16 protein-coding genes and 1 riboswitch are annotated in these 17,753 nt (G+C 70.7%); of the genes, 13 read left to right on the forward strand and 3 right to left on the reverse strand.

Features of this window, described 5'->3' with window-relative positions:
- Positions 1-98: 98 nt before the first annotated feature.
- From ASE72_RS12375 to cobJ, 7 genes are all read left to right on the forward strand, one after another.
- Positions 99-1,088, forward strand: coding sequence for a HoxN/HupN/NixA family nickel/cobalt transporter (locus tag ASE72_RS12375; RefSeq protein ID WP_056022298.1), 990 nt, complete (start codon positions 99-101; stop codon positions 1,086-1,088).
- 105 nt (positions 1,089-1,193) lie between these two features.
- A riboswitch (cobalamin riboswitch) is annotated at positions 1,194-1,409 on the forward strand.
- A 137-nt stretch (positions 1,410-1,546) separates the two neighbouring features.
- The gene (gene cobW, locus ASE72_RS12380) at positions 1,547-2,611 is read left to right on the forward strand and encodes a cobalamin biosynthesis protein CobW (protein ID WP_056021457.1); all 1,065 of its coding nucleotides are present in this window, start codon (positions 1,547-1,549) and stop codon (positions 2,609-2,611) included.
- 5 nt (positions 2,612-2,616) lie between these two features.
- Positions 2,617-5,901 carry a cobaltochelatase subunit CobN gene (gene cobN / locus ASE72_RS12385; RefSeq protein WP_056021460.1) on the forward strand — a complete coding sequence of 1,095 codons (3,285 nt, stop codon included), beginning with the start codon at positions 2,617-2,619 and terminating at the stop codon, positions 5,899-5,901.
- Positions 5,898-7,043: a cobalamin biosynthesis protein CobG gene (locus ASE72_RS12390; RefSeq protein ID WP_056021463.1), complete on the forward strand. Its 1,146-nt coding sequence runs from the start codon at positions 5,898-5,900 to the stop codon at positions 7,041-7,043. The genes cobN and ASE72_RS12390 overlap by 4 nt, the downstream gene beginning before the upstream one ends.
- Positions 7,044-7,673 (forward strand): precorrin-8X methylmutase, encoded by a 630-nt coding sequence (locus ASE72_RS12395; protein ID WP_056021466.1) that lies wholly within the window; start codon positions 7,044-7,046, stop codon positions 7,671-7,673. It abuts the gene before it with no gap.
- Positions 7,670-8,419, forward strand: a complete 750-nt coding sequence (cobI, locus tag ASE72_RS12400; RefSeq protein ID WP_056021469.1) for a precorrin-2 C(20)-methyltransferase — start codon at positions 7,670-7,672, stop codon at positions 8,417-8,419. Before ASE72_RS12395 ends, cobI begins: the two co-directional genes overlap by 4 nt.
- A complete protein-coding gene (gene cobJ, locus ASE72_RS12405) occupies positions 8,416-9,165 on the forward strand; it encodes a precorrin-3B C(17)-methyltransferase (protein WP_056021472.1) in 750 nt (249 codons plus the stop codon). The genes cobI and cobJ overlap by 4 nt, the downstream gene beginning before the upstream one ends.
- Here the strand turns inward: cobJ and ASE72_RS12410 are convergent.
- Complete coding sequence (locus ASE72_RS12410; RefSeq protein WP_056021475.1) at positions 9,141-9,890, reverse strand: cobalt-precorrin-6A reductase; 750 nt, start codon at positions 9,888-9,890, stop codon at positions 9,141-9,143. The genes cobJ and ASE72_RS12410 overlap by 25 nt on opposite strands.
- On the opposite strand from ASE72_RS12410, the gene ASE72_RS12415 reads away from it, so the two are divergent.
- From ASE72_RS12415 to cobF, 6 genes are read left to right on the forward strand one after another with little or no spacing between them, the layout of a single operon-like run.
- Positions 9,889-11,100 (forward strand): bifunctional cobalt-precorrin-7 (C(5))-methyltransferase/cobalt-precorrin-6B (C(15))-methyltransferase, encoded by a 1,212-nt coding sequence (locus ASE72_RS12415; RefSeq protein ID WP_056021478.1) that lies wholly within the window; start codon positions 9,889-9,891, stop codon positions 11,098-11,100. The two genes, ASE72_RS12410 and ASE72_RS12415, sit on opposite strands and share 2 nt — an antisense overlap.
- Positions 11,082-11,510, forward strand: a complete 429-nt coding sequence (locus ASE72_RS12420; protein WP_235532338.1) for a cobalamin biosynthesis protein — start codon at positions 11,082-11,084, stop codon at positions 11,508-11,510. Before ASE72_RS12415 ends, ASE72_RS12420 begins: the two co-directional genes overlap by 19 nt.
- Complete coding sequence (gene cobM / locus ASE72_RS12425) at positions 11,507-12,292, forward strand: precorrin-4 C(11)-methyltransferase (protein WP_056021483.1); 786 nt, start codon at positions 11,507-11,509, stop codon at positions 12,290-12,292. Before ASE72_RS12420 ends, cobM begins: the two co-directional genes overlap by 4 nt.
- Positions 12,289-13,608, forward strand: coding sequence for a cobyrinate a,c-diamide synthase (locus ASE72_RS12430; protein WP_056021485.1), 1,320 nt, complete (start codon positions 12,289-12,291; stop codon positions 13,606-13,608). Before cobM ends, ASE72_RS12430 begins: the two co-directional genes overlap by 4 nt.
- Entirely contained in the window at positions 13,605-14,360 is a 756-nt protein-coding gene (gene cobA / locus ASE72_RS12435; protein WP_056021487.1) for a uroporphyrinogen-III C-methyltransferase, read from the forward strand. Before ASE72_RS12430 ends, cobA begins: the two co-directional genes overlap by 4 nt.
- Positions 14,357-15,172: a precorrin-6A synthase (deacetylating) gene (gene cobF, locus ASE72_RS12440; RefSeq protein ID WP_056021491.1), complete on the forward strand. Its 816-nt coding sequence runs from the start codon at positions 14,357-14,359 to the stop codon at positions 15,170-15,172. The genes cobA and cobF overlap by 4 nt, the downstream gene beginning before the upstream one ends.
- On the opposite strand, the gene ASE72_RS12445 is transcribed toward cobF, so the two are convergent.
- Complete coding sequence (locus ASE72_RS12445; protein ID WP_056021494.1) at positions 15,133-16,392, reverse strand: MFS transporter; 1,260 nt, start codon at positions 16,390-16,392, stop codon at positions 15,133-15,135. The two genes, cobF and ASE72_RS12445, sit on opposite strands and share 40 nt — an antisense overlap.
- Before the next feature lie 59 nt (positions 16,393-16,451).
- A complete protein-coding gene (locus ASE72_RS12450; RefSeq protein WP_056021497.1) occupies positions 16,452-17,714 on the reverse strand; it encodes an arsenic transporter in 1,263 nt (420 codons plus the stop codon).
- Between the last annotated feature and the right edge of the window lie 39 nt (positions 17,715-17,753).

Genomic DNA, 17,753 nt, shown 5'->3' on the forward strand with positions numbered 1-17,753 from the left:
GGCAGGCCCCCGCCCGCGTCGGACGCCGGGGGGTAGACATGACGAGCTTGACGATCGAACGACCGGTGCGAGGCTCCGTGCGCAAGCGTGTGGGTGTGATGTTCGCGATGCTGGTCGCGGCGAATATCGCCGCATGGGGGTGGGCGTTCTCGCTGTTCCACGCACAGCCGCTGATGCTCGGAACCGCATTGCTCGCCTGGGGGCTTGGCCTGCGTCACGCGGTCGATGCCGACCATATCGCGGCGATCGACAATGTGACGCGCAAGCTGATGCAGGAGGGGCAGCGGCCGATCGCGGTCGGATTCTGGTTCGCGATCGGGCATTCGGGGATCGTCCTGATCGCCGCGGTCGCGATCGCGCTGACCGCCAATGCGCTGTCGCAGTTCGAGGCGTTCAAGCAGGTCGGCGGCGTCGTCGCGACGATGATCTCCGCGCTGTTCCTGTTCACGATCGCGGCGATGAACCTGATCATCCTGCGATCGGTGTGGCGGACGTTCGGGCACGTCCGGCGCGGGGGGGCCTATGTCGAGGAGGATCTCGACCTGCTGCTCGGCAATCGCGGGCTGCTCGCGCGGCTGTTCCGGCCGATGTTCCGGCTGGTGACGCAAAGCTGGCACATGGCGCCGCTCGGGTTCCTGTTCGGGCTGGGGTTCGACACCGCGACCGAGGTGGCGATCCTTGGGCTGTCCGCGAGCCAGGCGGCGGACGGTCTGTCGATCGGCACGGTGCTGGTGCTGCCGGTGCTGTTCGCGGTGGGCATGGCGCTGGTCGACACCGCCGACGGCGTGGTGATGCTCGGCGCATATGAGTGGGCGTTCGTGAAGCCGATCCGCAAGCTGTACTACAACATCACGATCACGCTGATCTCGGCGATCGTCGCGATCGCGATCGGGGGAATCGAGACGCTGGCGCTGATCGGGTCGAAACTCGGGCTGAGCGGGGGCGTGTGGGACGCTGCTGCCGCGCTGGGGGAGAATTTCAACGGGCTGGGGTTCGCGATCATCGCGCTGTTCGTCGCGTGCTGGGTGCTGAGCTTTGCGATCTATCGGTGGAAGCGGTTCGACGAGATCGAGGTGGTGCACGGGTAAGGTCTTCGCTGATCCTCCCCCGCCAGGGGGAGGATTGTGAGGGCGATGTGCATTGGCAGCCTTTGCGAATTGCTCTAAGTTGGTCCTCGAGGATTGGTTCTACCGATCCTCGTTGATCGCGCCGGTGCCCTTCGGGGCTTGAATGGGAATGCGGTGCGGGGGCTTTGCTCCCAATGCCGCGGCTGTCCCTGCAACTGTAAGCGGTGAGCGAGACGCACGGGCCCTCCATCGCGGGGGCAGCCACTGGGTCGCGGACCTGGGAAGGCGTGCATCGAGCTTTGACCCGCGAGCCAGGAGACCTGCCAGCGTTATGGTCGCTCTTGCCTTGATCCAGGGGATGGTCGCGGCACGGTAACCCGTCTGAGCGACGAACGCGTGCGGCCGCAAGGTCGTGCGTGCGTGTGGCTGCGGACGTGCGTCCGTCCGTGGCCGTCGTTCCGACGCCGTGGAGAGCAAGCATGTCCGATATCCAGCCGAATCCGGCCCCCCCGAGCCTGGCCAAGGTTCCCGTCACGATAGTCACCGGGTTCCTCGGGGCGGGCAAGACCACGCTGATCAGCCACCTGATCCGCAATGCGGGCGGGCGGCGGCTTGCGGTGGTGGTCAATGAATTCGGCACGCTCGGGATCGATGGCGACATCCTCAAGGGCTGCGCGATCCCCGATTGTCCGGCGGAGAATGTCGTCGAGCTGGCAAATGGCTGCATCTGCTGCACCGTCGCGGATGATTTCATCCCGACCGTCGAGACGCTGCTCGCGCTCGACCCGCGGCCCGACCATATCCTGATCGAGACGTCGGGGCTGGCGCTGCCCAAGCCGCTGCTCAAGGCGTTCGACTGGCCGGCCATCCGCTCGCGTATCACGGTCGACGGCGTGATCGCGCTCGCCGATGCCGAGGCGGTCGCGGCCGGGCGGTTCGCGCCCGATCTCGCCGCACTCGATGCGCAGCGCGCCGCTGATCCGAGCGTCGATCACGAGACGCCGCTGTCCGAGGTTTTCGAGGACCAGCTGGCATGCGCGGATCTGGTGCTGCTCACCAAGGTCGATCTCGCCGGGCCCGAGGGCGTGGCCAGGGCGCGTGCGGTGATCGCGGCGGAGTCGGCACGGCCGCTGCCGGTAATCGACCTGACCGACGGGGTGATCGACCCGCGCGTGATCCTGGGGCTCGGCGCGGCGGCGGAGGACGATATCGCCGCACGCCCCTCGCATCACGACGGCGAGGATGATCACGAGCATGACGATTTCGACAGCATCGTCGTCGAGCTGGGCGAGATTGCCGACCCCGCCGCCCTGACCGCGCGGATCGAGGCGCTGGCCCGCAGTGCGGACATCCTGCGCGTGAAGGGCTATGCCGCGGTCGCGGGCAAGCCGATGCGGCTGCTGGTGCAGGCGGTCGGCGCGCGCGTGCGGACGCAATATGACCGATTGTGGCGCGCGGACGAGCCGCGGCGCACGCAGCTGGTCGTCATCGCCGAGCATGATCGCATCGACGCGGTGCAGATCAGGGCCGCGCTGGACGCCTGACGACGATGCACGTCGTCTTTCGCGAGACGCATGGGCTGGAGGAAAGCGCGGTCCCGCAGGACCTGGCGCAGACCCCCGCAGACCTTGTCGTCCTGTCGTTTTCCGACAGCGACCTCGGCGCATTCGCGGCGGGGTGGCGGCGCGCGGATGCGGCGGGAAGCCCGTTGCCGTCGGTCCGGCTCGCCAACCTGTCGACGCTCGCGCATCCGCTCTCGGTCGATACCTATGTCGAGCGGACGCTGGCGGGTGCGAAGGGGGTGCTGATCCGGCTGATCGGTGGCCGCGCCTATTGGAGCTATGGCCTGCAACAGGTCGAGGCGCTCGCGCGCGAGAGGGGGATCGCGCTGGCGGTGCTGTCGGCCGATGGGCGGATCGATCCGAGGCTCGATGCCGCATCGACGATCCCGGTATCGACGCTCCGGCAGCTGGCGATGCTCTGCGATACCGGCGGCACGGTCGCGGCGCAGGCGGCACTTGCGCAGTTCGCGCTTGCGGCGGGGCTGTATGCGGGGCCGGTGCCGGGCGTGCGGACGATCGCCGAAGTCGGTGGGTGGCAGCCGGGCGGGGGCGTGTCGTGCCCCGCGGCGTTCGCGCTGACCGCCAGGCGCCCGCGTGTGCTGCTGATATTCTATCGTTCCTATCTGACGGCGGCGGACCTGCATCCGATCGACGCGTTGCATGCCGCGCTCACCGGACACGGGTTCGACGTGCTGGGCCTGTTCGCGCCGTCGCTGAAGGCGCCCGACGCGGCCGGGTGGCTCGCGCGCTGGGTCGCGGCGCTGGCGCCCGCGGCGATCGTCAACGCGACCGCGTTTTCGGCGCGGGGGTCCGGCGAGACGACACCGCTCGACGGTGCAGGGGTGCCCGTGTTCCAGATCGCATTGGCGACCTCCGATCGCGCCGCCTGGGCCGGGTCGAGCCGCGGGCTGTCCCCGGCCGATCTCGCGATGCACGTCGTGCTGCCCGAGGTCGACGGGCGACTGTTCGCAGGCGTCGCGAGCTTCAAGGAGGATGGCACGCGCGACCGCGCGCTCGAATATGCGCGTCGCGAGCACCGCGGCGACCCGGCCCGGATCGCTGCGATCGCGGCGCGGGTGACGGCCTGGGTCGATCTCGCGCGCAAGCCGGCTGCCGAGCGGCGGGTCGCGATCCTGCTGTCGACCTATCCGGGCAAGGCGTACCAGATGGCGCATGCGGTCGGCCTCGATTCGCTGGCATCGACGGACGCGATCCTCGAGGATCTGGCGGCGGCGGGGTATGCGCTCGGCGAGGGACCGCGCGAAAAGCGCGAGTCCGCGTTGGCAACGAAGCGGATGACGTGGCCGCTCGCGGCGTATCAGGCGGCGCTTGCGCGACTGCCGCGCGACGTGCGCGATGATCTCGAGCGGAGCTGGGGGGCGCCCGACAGCGATCCCGCGTGCGTCGATGGCGCGTTCGCGTTCGCCGCGGTCGAGCATGGCGGCGTTCTGGTCGCGCTGCAGCCCGAGCGCGGACGGCGCGACGTGCGGAGCGAGGAGTATCACGACCTGTCGCGGTGTCCGCGTCATGCCTATGCCGCCTTCTATCTCTGGCTGCAGGCGCGAGGCACCGACGCGCTCGTGCATGTCGGCGCGCACGGGACGCTCGAATGGCTGCCGGGCAAGTCGGTGGCGCTGTCGGACGCGTGCTGGCCCGAGGTTCTGGTGGGGGCCATGCCCGTAATCTATCCGTTCATCGTCAACGACCCCGGCGAGGCCGCGCAGGCCAAGCGGCGGATCGGCGCGGTCACGCTCGGCCATGTTCCCCCACCGCTCGAGCGCACGCGGAGCGGCGCAGGGCTCGGCCGGCTCGAGGCGCTGCTCGACGAATTTTCGAATGCGGACGGGCTAGATCCGGCGCGACGCGACCGGCTGCAACGCGACATCCGCGACGAGGCGAACGCGACCGGGCTCGCCGCGACGCTGAATCTCGACACCGCGCAATCGTCCGCGGACGCGATCACGCGGATCGATGCGTTCGTGTGCGACGTGAAGGAGAGCCAGTTCGGCGACGGGCTGCACGTCTATGGTCGCGGCGAGCAGGGCGCGGCGGAACGCACCGGGCTGCTGACGGCGCTGCGAGGCGCGCGCGTCGCGGGAGGGCCGTCGGGCTCGCCATGGCGTGGACGCGCGGACGTGTTGCCGACGGGGCGGAACCTGTACACCACCGATCCGCGCGCGGTGCCGTCGCGGACCGCGCATGCGCAGGGCGTGACGCTCGCCGACGAGCTGATCCGGCGGCATCTGCAGGATCACGGCGACTATCCGCGTACGATCGTGGTCGATCTGTGGGCGTCGGCGACGATGCGCACGGCGGGCGAGGAATTCGCGATGGCGCTCCACCTGCTCGGCGCGGAACCGGTGTGGGACCTGCAGTCCGACCGCGTCACGGGGATCGAGATCCTGCCGCTTGCGCAGTTCGACCGGCCACGCATCGACGTCACGCTGCGCGTGTCGGGGTTGTTCCGCGATGCGTTCCCGACGCTGTGCGCGATGTTCGGGCAGGCGGTCCGCGCGCTCGCGCGACGTGACGAGCCGCCGGCGTGGAATCCGTTCGTCGGACAGGCCGTGACCGCGCGCGTCTATGGCCCGGGGCCGGGTCGCTACGGGCTGGCGATGGGGGACGCGGCAGAGACCTATACCGCCGACGCCCGTCTTGCCGCGGGTGAGGCATGGCTTGCGGCCTCGAGCCATGCGCTTGACGGGGAAGGGGGTGAGGACGGGCGCGACGTCTCCGATCCGCACGGTATCCGCGACCGCGTGGCCGCTGCCGACGCGTTCGTTCATGTGCAGGACCTGCCCGAGACCGACCTGCTGCTCGCCGCGGATTATGCGGCGCACGAGGCCGGGTTTGCGGCGGCGCAGACGGTCGCGGGTGGCAGCGCCGCGCTGTACCACCTCGATGCGCGCGACCCGGATCGACCGCGCGCACGCCCCCTGCACGAAGAGATTGCGCGCGTCGTCCATGCGCGCGCGGCGAACCCCGCCTGGGTCGACGGGATGCTGCGCCACGGGTTTCGCGGGGGGGCGGAGATCGCCGCGACGCTCGATCACCTCGGCGCGTTCGCGCACCTCGCCGACGCGGTCTCGGTTGAGCTGATCGACCTGTATTTCGATGCGACGCTGGCACGCGAAACGGTCGTCGAATTCCTCGAGGCCGCAAATCCCGCGGCACTGGCGGCGATGCGCGCGCGCTTTGCGGCGCTGCACGCCGCCAATCTGTGGCCGACGCGGCGCAACTCCATTCTCGCGCAACTCGGCATGCCCGCTTGAGCGCGTTCGTCGTCAAGGGCTGGTGCCCCGATGCGTGGCGGCCGATGATGGCGGGCGATGGCTTGCTCGTGCGCGTCCGGCCACGGCTCGGGCGGGTGCCGCGCGCGGCGCTCCTTGGCCTGTGCCGGGCAGCGCTGCGACATGGCAATGGCGAGATCGACGTGACCAGTCGGGCCGGGCTGCAGATCCGCGGCGTCCGCGAGGATAGCTGGCGCGCGCTCATCGACGCGCTGCTCGAGCTCGGGCTGATCGATCCCCACCCCGGCGTTGACGCGCGCGCGGCGCTTATCGTCGCGCCCGATCACGTGCCGGGCGACGATACGCACCGCCTTGCGGGAGCCATGTATGCGCGGATCGCCGAGCTCCCCGAGCTGCCGGGCAAGGTCGGCTTCGCGATCGATGCCGGGACCGCGCCGGTGCTGCACGAGGCACCGGCGGACTTCCGGATCGAACGGGGGGCGTCGGGCGGGTTGATCGCGCGTGCGGAGGGGCGGCACCGCGGCACGCCGCTCGGGCAGGGGCGTGAGATCGATACGCTGGTCGCGCTCGCACGCTGGTTCGTCGAGACCGGCGGCGCGGACAGCGGCCGGATGGCACGGCATGCCGCGGCGCTGCCGACATGGGCGCGCGAGCAGGAGCCGCCCGCGATGCCCGCGCCCCGTATCCGGCCGGGCGTCCATCCGCTCGGGCTGGCGGTCGCGCTGCCGTTCGGGCGGATCGCCGCGGCGGCGTTCATCCGGTGGCTGGAGGCCGAACCGGCGATCGGTGCCGTACGCGTGACGCCTTGGCGCATGCTGCTCTGCGAAGCCGCGGCGGCGATCGGGAGCCCGGCCGACAGCGACGCGCTGATTGTCGACCCGACAGCCCCCGTGCTGCGCGCCGATGCCTGTGTCGGCGCGCCCGCCTGTCCGCAGGCGAATGCGGCCACGCGCGCGCTGGCGCGACAATTGGCGCCGCATGTCGGTGGCCGGCTCCATGTCTCGGGCTGTGCGAAGGGATGCGCGCGCGCGGCGCCGGCCGATGTCGTGCTGACGGCGCGCGACGGCGTGTTCGACCTCGCCTTCGACGCGCGCGCCGGCGCGACGCCCGTGCATGCCGGTCTCGACGCCGCGCAGATCCTCGCTCATTTCGGAGCCGCCTGAATGCCCTACGCCTATGAAACCGATGGCGCGGCGATCTATCGCCAGTCGTTCGCGATGATCCGCGCCGAGGCCGATCTCGCGCGGTTCGCGCCCGGGGACGAGCCCGTCGCGGTGCGGATGATCCACGCCGCCGGGCTGGTCGAACTCGCTGCGCATATCCGCTTTTCACCCGGTTTCGGCCACGCCGCGCGGACCGCGTTGCGGGCCGGGGCGCCGATCCTGTGCGATGCGCGGATGGTCAGCGAGGGGATCACGCGCGCGCGGTTACCCGCGGAGAATGCGGTGATCTGCACGTTGCACCAGCCCGAAACGATCGTGCTCGCGACCGCGATGGCGACGACCCGGTCGGCCGCCGCGCTGGAGGCCTGGCGGCCGCATCTCGCGGGCGCGATCGTCGCGATCGGCAATGCCCCGACCGCGCTGTTCCATCTGCTGACCATGCTTGAGGATCCCGCGTGTCCGCGGCCGGCGGCGATCATCGGATGTCCCGTCGGGTTCGTCGGCGCCGTCGAATCGAAGGACGCGCTGTGGAGTGCGCAACCCGTGCCCTGCGTGATCGTCGAGGGCCGGCTGGGGGGCAGCGCGATCACCGTCGCCGCGGTCAACGCGCTGGCGAGCGCGGCGGAATGATCACCGTGCAGCCTTCTGCGGTGCGATGCGGCACGATCCACGGCGTGGGCCTCGGGCCGGGGGCGTGCGACCTGATGAGCGTGCGCGCCGACCGCCTCGTCCGCGGTGCGCGCCACATCGCCTATTTCCGCAAGGCCGGACGCAGCGGTCATGCGCGCAGGATCGTCGACGGCATGCTGCGCGACGACGTCACCGAATTCGCGATGGAATATCCCGTCACCACCGAGATCGCGGTCGCCGACCCGCGCTACAACGACTGCCTGTCCGCCTTCTATGCGGGCTGTATCGACCATCTGGCGGGCCTGGTGCGCGGCGGCGAGGATGTCGTGGTCCTATGCGAGGGCGACCCGTTCTTCTATGGATCGTTCATGCACCTCTATACGCGGTTGCAGACGATCGCTCCGGTGTGCGTCGTGCCGGGGATAACGGGGATGTCGGGCGCATGGACCGCGAGCGGCGCGCCGATCACCTGGGGCGACGACGTCCTCACCGTGCTGATGGCGACGCTGCCCGAGGAGGATCTGGTCCGGCGGATCCGCGACACCGACGCGCTGGTGGTGATGAAGATCGGCCGGCATCTGGGCAAGCTCCGCCGTGCGGTGGCGGCGGCGGGGCGCGAGGACGAGGCATGGCTGGTCGAGCATGCAGCGATGCAGGACCAGCGGGTCACGCGGCTGGGCGAGGCGGACGCGGTGACGCCCTATTTCTCGATCCTGCTGATCCACGGGCAGGGGCGGCGGCCATGACCGGGTGGCTGGCGATCGCGGGGCTGGGGCCGGGCGATCCGGACCTCGTCACGCCCGAGGTGACCGCGGCGCTGGCGCAGGCGACCGACGTGATCGGCTATGTCCCCTATGTCGCGCGGGTCGCGGCGCGAGACGGTCTGACGCTGCATCCCAGCGACAACCGCGTCGAGCTCGACCGGGCGGCGCACGCGCTGCGGCTGGCGGACGAGGGGCGGCGCGTCGTCGTCGTGTCGTCGGGCGATCCCAGCGTGTTCGCGATGGCGGCGGCGGTGTTCGAGGCGCTCGAGGCGGGGCCGGCGGCATGGCGCGCGCTCGATATTCGCGTGCTCCCCGGCATCACCGCGATGCTCGCGGCGAGCGCACGGGCGGGCGCGCCGCTCGGGCATGACTTCTGCGCGATCAACCTCTCGGACAATCTGAAGCCATGGGGGATGATCGAACGCCGGATACGTCTCGCCGCGGAGGCGGATTTTGCCATCGCGTTCTACAACCCGCGGTCGAAGGCGCGGCCCGACACGCTTGACGATGCGTTCGCGGTGCTCCGTGCGAGCTGCCGCGATGTGCGTCCGGTGCTGTTTGCGCGCGCGGTCTCGACCCCGGACGAAATGCTGGACATCGTGCCGCTGCCCGATGCGCACGGCGCAATGGCGGACATGCGGACAATGGTGATCGTCGGGTCGAGCCAGACGCGCATCATCGCGCGGCCCGTGGGGCCGATCCTCTATACCCCGCGGTCGGCGTCGTGATCGAGCCAGCGCAGGACGTCGTCGACGCCGTGCACCGCGCGTCGGGCGGGCAGCGGGGGGCGATCGATCATGACGACCGGGATGCCGCGCGCGCGCGCGGCGTGGAGTTTCGCGACTGCGCCCGGTCCGCCGGCATTCTTGCACACGACGAGGTCGATGCCGTGCGCGTCCATCAGCGCGCGGTCGCCCGCGTCGTCGAACGGTCCACGATCGACGACGAGGCAATGGTCGGGCAACGCGGGGGGGCACTCCGGCTGGTCGACGAAGCGCAACAGATACTGGTGCTGCGGCTGCGCCGAAAACGCGTCGACATGCATCCGCCCGAGCGCCAGCATCACGCGTCGCGGCGGTCCGCCGAGCGCGGCGACCGCGGCATCGATATCCGGCACGCGAGTCCAGCGATCGCCCGCGGCGGGTGCCCAGGCGGGGCGGGTCAGCGCGATCAGCGGCACGCGGGCCCGCGTGGCGGCAGTGACCGCGTTGCCGCTCATCTGTGCAGCAAAGGGGTGCGTGGCATCGACGATGTGCGTGACGCGGTGATCGCGCAGATACGTCGCGAGGCCATCGACGCCGCCGAACCCGCCGATGCGGACCGGGATCGGCTGCGCCCGTGGCGAGGCCGTGCGTCCGGCAAAGCTCAGTACCGCACGATCGCCGCGCAGCGCCAGTCGTGCGGCGAGCGCGCTGGCCTCGGTCGTGCCGCCCAGGATCAGGATATTCGGCATGGCTGACACTCCCTGGCTGACGATCGTCGGGATCGGCGAAGACGGCGCCGCGGGGCTGTCCGACGCTGCGAAGGCGGCGATCGCGGCTGCGGACATCGTGACCGGCGCCGCACGCCACCTCGCGCTGATGCCCGACCTCGCCGGCGAAGGAAAGGCGGAGCGCCGACCATGGCCGGTCCCGTTCGAGTCCGGCATCGACGCGCTGCTCGCCGAGCGCGGACGTGCGGTGGTCCTGTTCGCGTCGGGCGATCCGTTCTGGTACGGCGCGGGGACGTCGGTGACGCGGCATCTGTCGCCTGACGAATGGGTGGCGCTTCCCGCGCTCTCGACCTTCACGCTCGTCGCGGCGCGGCTCGGCTGGAGCATCGAGACGACGACCTGCCTGGGTCTCCACGCCGCACCGCTGACGAGGCTGCGACGTCATGCCGTGCGCGATGCGCGCGCGATCGTGCTCGTACGCGATGGCGCGGCGGTGCGGGCGCTGGCCGGGTATCTGTCCGATCTGGGGTTCGGCGCGTCGCGGATGCACGTGCTCGAGGCGATCGGGGGCCCGCGCGAACGGCATCGCGAAACGACGGCCGCCACGTTCGGGCTCGACGACGTCGCGCATCCGGTCGCGGTCGGTATCGTCTTTGCCGGGGCGGGGGCGGTGATGCCGCGCGCGTCCGGGATCGAGGACAGCTGGTTCGCGCATGACGGCCAGATCACCAAGCGCCCGGTTCGCGCGCTGACGCTGTCCGCGCTCGCACCCCGGCCGGGCGAGCGGCTGTGGGATATCGGCGCGGGGTCGGGATCGGTCGGGATCGAGTGGCTGCTCGCCGATCCGTCGACGCAGGCGCTGGCGTTCGAGGCCGATCCGGCGCGCGCCGCGCGTGCGCGGGCAAACGCAGCGGCGCTCGGCGTCGAGCGGCTGGAGGTGATCGAGGGGCGGGCGCCCGCGGTGCTGGCAGGGCATGCCCCGCCGGACGCGGTGTTCATCGGCGGGGGGCTTTCGGACGCGTTGCTGACCGAACTCTGGACGACGCTTCCGGCTGGTACGCGGCTGGTCGCCAACGCGGTGACGCTCGAATCGGAGGCGCTGCTCGGCGAATGGCACGCGGTGCACGGCGGGACGTTGCTGCGGATCGAGCTGGCCGAAGCGGTGCCGCTCGGCACCCGGCGCGGCTGGCAGGCGCGCTATCCGGTGGTGCAATGGAGCGTCGTCCTGTGATCGTCGCGGGGTTCGGCTTTCGTGCCGCAGCAGGGCTCGACGCGCTGCGTGCGGCGCTGGCGACTGCGCAGCACGGATGCCCACCGGTCGAGATCCTCGCGGTACCGCAGGACAAGATCGCGCTCGTGCAGGCCCTTGCCGACCTTCTCGCGGCCGACCGTGTTGCGGCGCGAGCAGGCGGATGCCCGCTGACTGTCATTGGCGTGTCGCCCGCCGCGTTGCAGGCGATGCGGACACCGACGCGGTCGATCGCCAGCATCCGCCACCGCGCGACGGGGAGCGTCGCCGAGGCGGCGGCCCTCGCCGCGGCAGGACCGGGCGCAGTGTTGCTGACCAGCCGCCACATCTCTGCCGACCGGATGGCGACGTGCGCCATCGCGCGGGGCACTTGTCGAGGACACAACGCATGACGGTTCATTTCATCGGCGCCGGACCGGGCGCGCCCGACCTGCTGACGCTGCGCGGCCGCGATCGGATCGCCGCGTCGCGCGTGTGCCTGTATGCAGGCTCGCTGATCCCGGCGGCGATGCTCGACCATTGCCCGCCGGGCGCGCGGGTGATCAACACCGCGTCGCTGTCGCTCGACCAGATCATCGACGAGATCCGCGTCGCGCACGGCGCCGGGCACGATGTCGCGCGACTGCATTCGGGCGATGTGTCGATCTGGTCGGCGATGGGGGAGCAGTTGCGCAGGCTGCGCGCGCTGGGAATCCCCGTGACGATCACCCCGGGCGTCCCCGCCTTCGCCGCCGCCGCCGCCGCGCTCGAGGTCGAGCTGACGCTCCCCGAACTCGCGCAGTCGGTGGTGCTGACGCGGACGCCGGGCCGCGCGAGCACGATGCCGCCCGCGGAGACGCTCGCGGCATTCGCCGCGACGCGGGCGACGCTCGCGGTTCACCTGTCGGCCCATAACCTGGCAAAGGTCGTCGCCGACCTGACCCCGGCCTATGGCGCGGATTGCCCGGTCGCGGTCGTCTGGCGCGCGAGCTGGCCCGACCAGCACATCGTCCGCGCGACACTGGCGACGATCCAGGGGGCGGTCGCGGGACAGGCCGATCGGACCGCGCTGATCCTCGTCGGGCGCGTGCTGGACCCCACGGATTTCGCCGAGAGCAGCCTGTACGCGGTCGACTATGACCGCCGCTTCCGCCCGCAATCGGCGGATTCGCGGTTTGCGGAGCACGAGGCGTGACGCCCGGCCTGCTCGTCGCCGCGCCCGCCTCCGGCACGGGCAAGACCACCGTGATGCTCGGGCTGCTGCGGGCGCTGCGTGACGACGGGCTGGTCGTGCAGCCGTTCAAATGCGGGCCCGACTATATCGACCCCGGCTTTCACCGCGCGGCGAGCGGGCGGGCGTCGTACAATCTCGACAGCTGGGCGATGCCCCCGGCGATCCTCGATACGATCGCGGCACGGAGCGGCGATGCCGATCTCGCGCTGGCGGAAGGGTCGATGGGGCTGTTCGACGGTGTCGCGACCCCCGGCGCGGTCGGCAACGGCGCCAGCGCGGACATTGCCCGGCGGATGGGCTGGCCGGTCGTGCTGGTCATCGACGTGTCGGGGCAGGCGCAGTCCGCCGCCGCGACCGCGCTCGGCTTCAGCCGCTACGATCCGAGCGTGACGGTCGCGGGGGTGATCCTTAACCGCGTCGCCAGCGACCGGCACGAGCGGCTGGCGCGCAGCGGGATGGCGGCAGCGGGGATCCGCGTATTCGGTGCGCTGCCGCGACGCGGCGACCTGAAGCTGCCCGAACGGCATCTCGGGCTCGTCCAGGCGATCGAGCATCCCGAGCTCGAGGTCCAGATCGACGCCTATGCCACCTTCCTGCGCGCGCATGTCGACCTGCCGGCGCTGCGGGCGGCGGCGGCGGCGAACCAGGCGACCGATGCGCCCGACGACATGCCCGCCGTCTGGCAGCGCCCGCCTGCACAGCGGATCGCACTGGCGCAGGACGCGGCATTCTCGTTCACCTATGCGCACGTGCTCGAAGGCTGGCGGCATGCGGGGGCGGAGATCCTGCCCTTCTCGCCGCTCGCGGACGAGGCGCCCGCGCGCCATGCCGACCTCGTCTGGCTGCCGGGCGGCTATCCCGAACTCCATGCCGGTCGCCTAGCGCAGGCGGGAAATTTCCGCACCGCGCTCGTCGAGCATGCCCGCACCCGCCCGGTCCACGGCGAATGCGGCGGCTACATGGCGATTGGCGAGGCCCTCATCGACGCGGACGGTGTCGCGCACCGGATGGCGGGCCTGCTGGGCCTCGTTACCAGCTATGCGCAGCGCAAGATGCATCTGGGCTATCGGCGTGCGACGCTGCAGGCGCCGATGGCGGGATTCGCTGCGGGCGACTTGCTCGCGGGGCATGAATTCCACTATTCGACGATCATCGAACAGCCCGATGCCCCGCTTGCCCGCGTCGCCGATGCGCAGGGCGCCGCGGTGCCCGAGACGGGATCGCATCGTGGCCACGCAACGGGATCGTTCTTCCACATGATTGCAGCCGCCGGATGACCGAGCAGAGCCACACCGGCTCCGATACGCCTGCAGCCGGGTTCGTCTCGTTCGTGGGCTCGGGGCCGGGCGACCCCGAGCTGCTGACGCTCAAGGCGGTCGCGCGGCTGCAAGCGGCGGACGCGGTGCTGTTCGACGACCTGTCATCGGGGGCGGTGCTCGGCCACGCGCGCGCGGGTGCGGACCTGATCGCGGTCGGCAAGCGCGCGGGGCGCCCTTCGCCAAGCCAGGCGCACGTCTCGCAATTGCTCGTCGACTATGCGCGGACGGGCGTTCGCGTGGTCCGCCTCAAGTCTGGCGACGCGGGGATCTTCGGGCGGCTGGAGGAGGAAATCCTCGCGCTGCGCGACGCAGGCATCGCGTTCGAGATCATTCCCGGCGTCAGCGCGGCGAGCGCGGCGGCGGCGGCAGCCGCCATCCCGCTGACGCGGCGGCTGGCGGCGCGACGCGTCCAGTTCGTCACCGGGCACGACGTCACCGGCCATTTGCCCGAGCAGCGCAACATGGCCGCGCTCGCCGATGCCGATGCGACGACGGTGGTGTTCATGCCCAAGCGCACCTTTCCCGCGCTGGCCGCCAGCCTGATCGACCACGGGCTCGCCCCCGACACGCCTGCATTGATGGCGGAGAATGTCGGGCACCCCGATCAGAGCCTGACGCGCGCGACGATCGCATCGCTGGCCGAAAGCCTGAAGGATACGGTGTCGAGCAAACCCGCGCTGATCCTCTACGGGCCGTTGATGGAGCCGTGATCGCGCTCGACCTGATCGGCATCGGGACGGGCAACCCCGATCACCTGACGCGCGCTGCGATCGCGGCGATGAACGCCGCCGACCTGATCCTGCTGCCGCGCAAGGGCGACCGCAAGTCCGACCTGATCGACCTGCGCCGCGCGATCTGTGCGGAGATGCTGACGACGCCGACATCGACGCGGATCGTGGAGTTCGACCTGCCCCAACGCGACGAGGCCGGGCCCTACCGCGTGGCGGTCGATCGCTGGCATGATGCCATCGCGCGCGTATGGACTGCGCAGATCGGGGAGCATCTTCCCCGCGAAGGCGGGCGGGTCGCGTTGCTCGTCTGGGGTGATCCGTCGCTGTACGACAGCAGCTTGCGCATCGCCGCGCGGCTGGGGGCGGGTGGCATGGCGCTGACCGTGCGGGTCATTCCCGGGATCACGAGCCTGCAGGCGCTGACCGCGGCGCACGCCATACCGCTCAACGACATCGCGGCGCCCGTGCTGATCACGACGGGGCGCCGGTTGCGCGACGCGGGCTGGCCCGACGGGATCGATACGCTCGCGGTGATGCTCGACGGCGGCTGCGCCTTCACCACGCTGGTGCCGGAGGACGTGACGATCTGGTGGGGCGCCTATCTCGGCATGCCGCACGAGGCGCTGATCGCCGGTCCGCTGGTGGAGGCGGGACCGGCGATCACGCGCGCACGCGCCCGGCTCCGGGCGGATCATGGCTGGATCATGGACACCTATCTGCTGCGCCGCGGTGTGCATGAACCGGTGCGAGATCAGTCGTGCGTCTTCGTCTCGGGCATCGCGACGAGATAGAGCACGAAGCCGCAGGCCGCGATCGCGGCGAGCGTGAGGAAGCCGACGCTGTAGCCGGCCCATACGATGATCGACCCCGCCAGCGTCGCCGACAGTGCCGCACCAAGCCCCTGCGTGGTTGCCACCGCACCCTGGCTGACGTTGAACCGGCCCGAGCCCTTGGTCAGGTCGGCGATCACGACGGGGAACAGCGCGCCGAAGATCCCTGCGCCGATGCCGTCGAGCGCCTGGACCCCGACGAGCCAATAGGGGGCGTCCGAGACCGTGTACAAGGCGCCGCGCGCCGCGAGGAAGGCGAAGGCGACGAGGAAGATCGGCTTTGTCCCGATCCGTTCGGTGTGCCGCCCGACGAAGATCGCGACGGGTACCATCACCAGCTGCGCGGCGACGATGCAGGCCGCGGTCAGCGAGGTCGCCTGATCCTTGCCCAGCGTCTTGGCGAGCAACTGACTGACCGACGTCAGCATCGCCGCGTTCGCGAGGTGGAAGAGGAAGGCGATCGCCGCGAACACCATCAGCGGACGGTTCTCCACCAGCGTCTTCCAGCCGCTCGCCTCCTCGCAATCCTCCTCCGGTTCGCAGTCCAGACCGCGCGCGACCGCGTTGTCGATCTGGTCGTTGGGGACGTGCGATGCGGTGAAGATGCTGGCAACGGTCAGCGCGCCCATCAGCCAGAACACGACGACCGGCCCGAACTTCCACGCCAACGCCCCCGCCAATGCCGCGGAGACGGCGTTGCCGGCATGGTTGAACGCCTCGTTGCGCCCGACCCGCTTGGCGAAATGCTTTGCGCCGACCAGCCCGAGCGTGATCGCCGAGATCGCCGGCGCGAAGACGGCACCAGCCACCGCAGCGATCGACTGCGTCACGGCGACCGCGGTGAAGCCCGAGACGATCGGCAGCGAGATGCTCGAGATCGTGACGAGCAAAGCGGCGGCCATGACGATCCGCGGCTTGTTCTTGCTGCGATCGATCAGCCCGCCTGCGGGTGTCTGCGCGAGCAGCCCGACGATCCCGGCGATCGTCAGGACCAGCCCGACCGTCGCTTCGTTCCAGCCATGCGCAGGACCGCGGACCGCGATCAGGTAGATGGCGAGATAGGGCCCGAGGCCATCGCGAACGTCGGCCAGGAAGAAGTTGAGCGCATCGAGCGTCTTGCCCGGCGTCTTGCGGGGCGGGGCGGAGCGTCCCGACGGAACCGATGTTGCTAGCGTTGCCATGCGTGATCCTCAGCGGCGGGAAAGGGGGGCGGTACGGGGGCGGAAAGCGGGGTCATGCGTCAGCCGATCAGCAAGCGGGTGCCGAGCGCGGCGATGAGCGCGGGGATCATCGTCACGATGCCGATCCTGAGAAACTGCCAGAAGCCGACATCCTCGCCTTCGCGGCGGATCGCCTGCAGCCACAGGATTGTCGCGAGCGAGCCGGTGATCGACAGATTGGGGCCGAGGTCGACGCCGATCAGCAACGCATCGACGACGATCCGCGGCGGATGCGCCTGCGCGACGGCGGTACTCGCGATCAGCCCCGCGGGCAGGTTGTTGATGAGGTTCGACCCGAAGGCGAGCGTCGAGCCCGCGACCGCCGCCGCCTGCACGGGATCGGCGGACATCGTGCGCAACGTATCGGCGATCCGCCCGATCACGCCGGTATGATCGAGCGCCTCGACGAGCACGAACAGCCCCGCGACCAGCGGCAATACGCTCCACGACACGTCGCGCGCGACGGCGACGATCGAGCTGCGGGTCAGCGCGCAGACGACAAGCGTGGTCGCGATCCCCGCAATCGCGGTCGGCAGGCCGAGTTCGACGTCGCGCGCCGATGCGACGAGCAGGATCGCGGCGGTGGCGACGATCCCGGCCAATACCGCCTTGCCGCCCGGCGACAGCGTGGCGGTCCCGGCGTCCGGCGAATCCCCGGTGGCACAGGTGCCGGCGATCCGGCTGCGCTCGACCCAGCGCAGTGCGAGGAAGGTGACGACGATCGATGCGACCGAGGGAAGCGCGAACGATTTGAACCATTGGCCGAGCGGCGGCATCGTCCCGCCGTACAGCACGAGATTGGCGGGGTTCGAGATCGGCAGCACGAAGCTCGCAGCGTTGGCGATCAGCGCGCATGCGAACAGCAACGGCAGCGGCTCTGCCCGGGCACGCCGCGCGGCGACGTAGACCGCGGGCGTCAGCACGACCGCGGTCGCGTCGTTCGACAGGAACGTCGTGGTGACGATCCCGGCGGCGTAGACGAGCAGGAACAGCCGTGGCTTGGATCCCCCGGCATGGCGGACCGCGGCGGCGGCGACCCAGTCGAACAATCCGTTCTGGCGCGCGGTCTCGCTCAGCAGCATCATGCCGATCAGGAACAGATAGACGTCCATCCCCTTGCCGACCGCGACGAGCGCGAGTGGCACGGGGAGCAGGCCGAGCAGCAGCAGCAGCGCCGCGCCCGACACTGCCCAGACCATCTCGGGCCAGCGGAACGGCCGCGCGATGATCCCGGCCGTCGCCGCAGCGCAGATACCCCAGGTCGCACCCGTTGCCAGCATCACCGTCTCGGTCCGTCTCTAGGGTTTGGTGGTCAAGGGATA

This window comes from Sphingomonas sp. Leaf20, from assembly GCF_001421535.1.
Lineage (GTDB): Bacteria > Pseudomonadota > Alphaproteobacteria > Sphingomonadales > Sphingomonadaceae > Sphingomonas.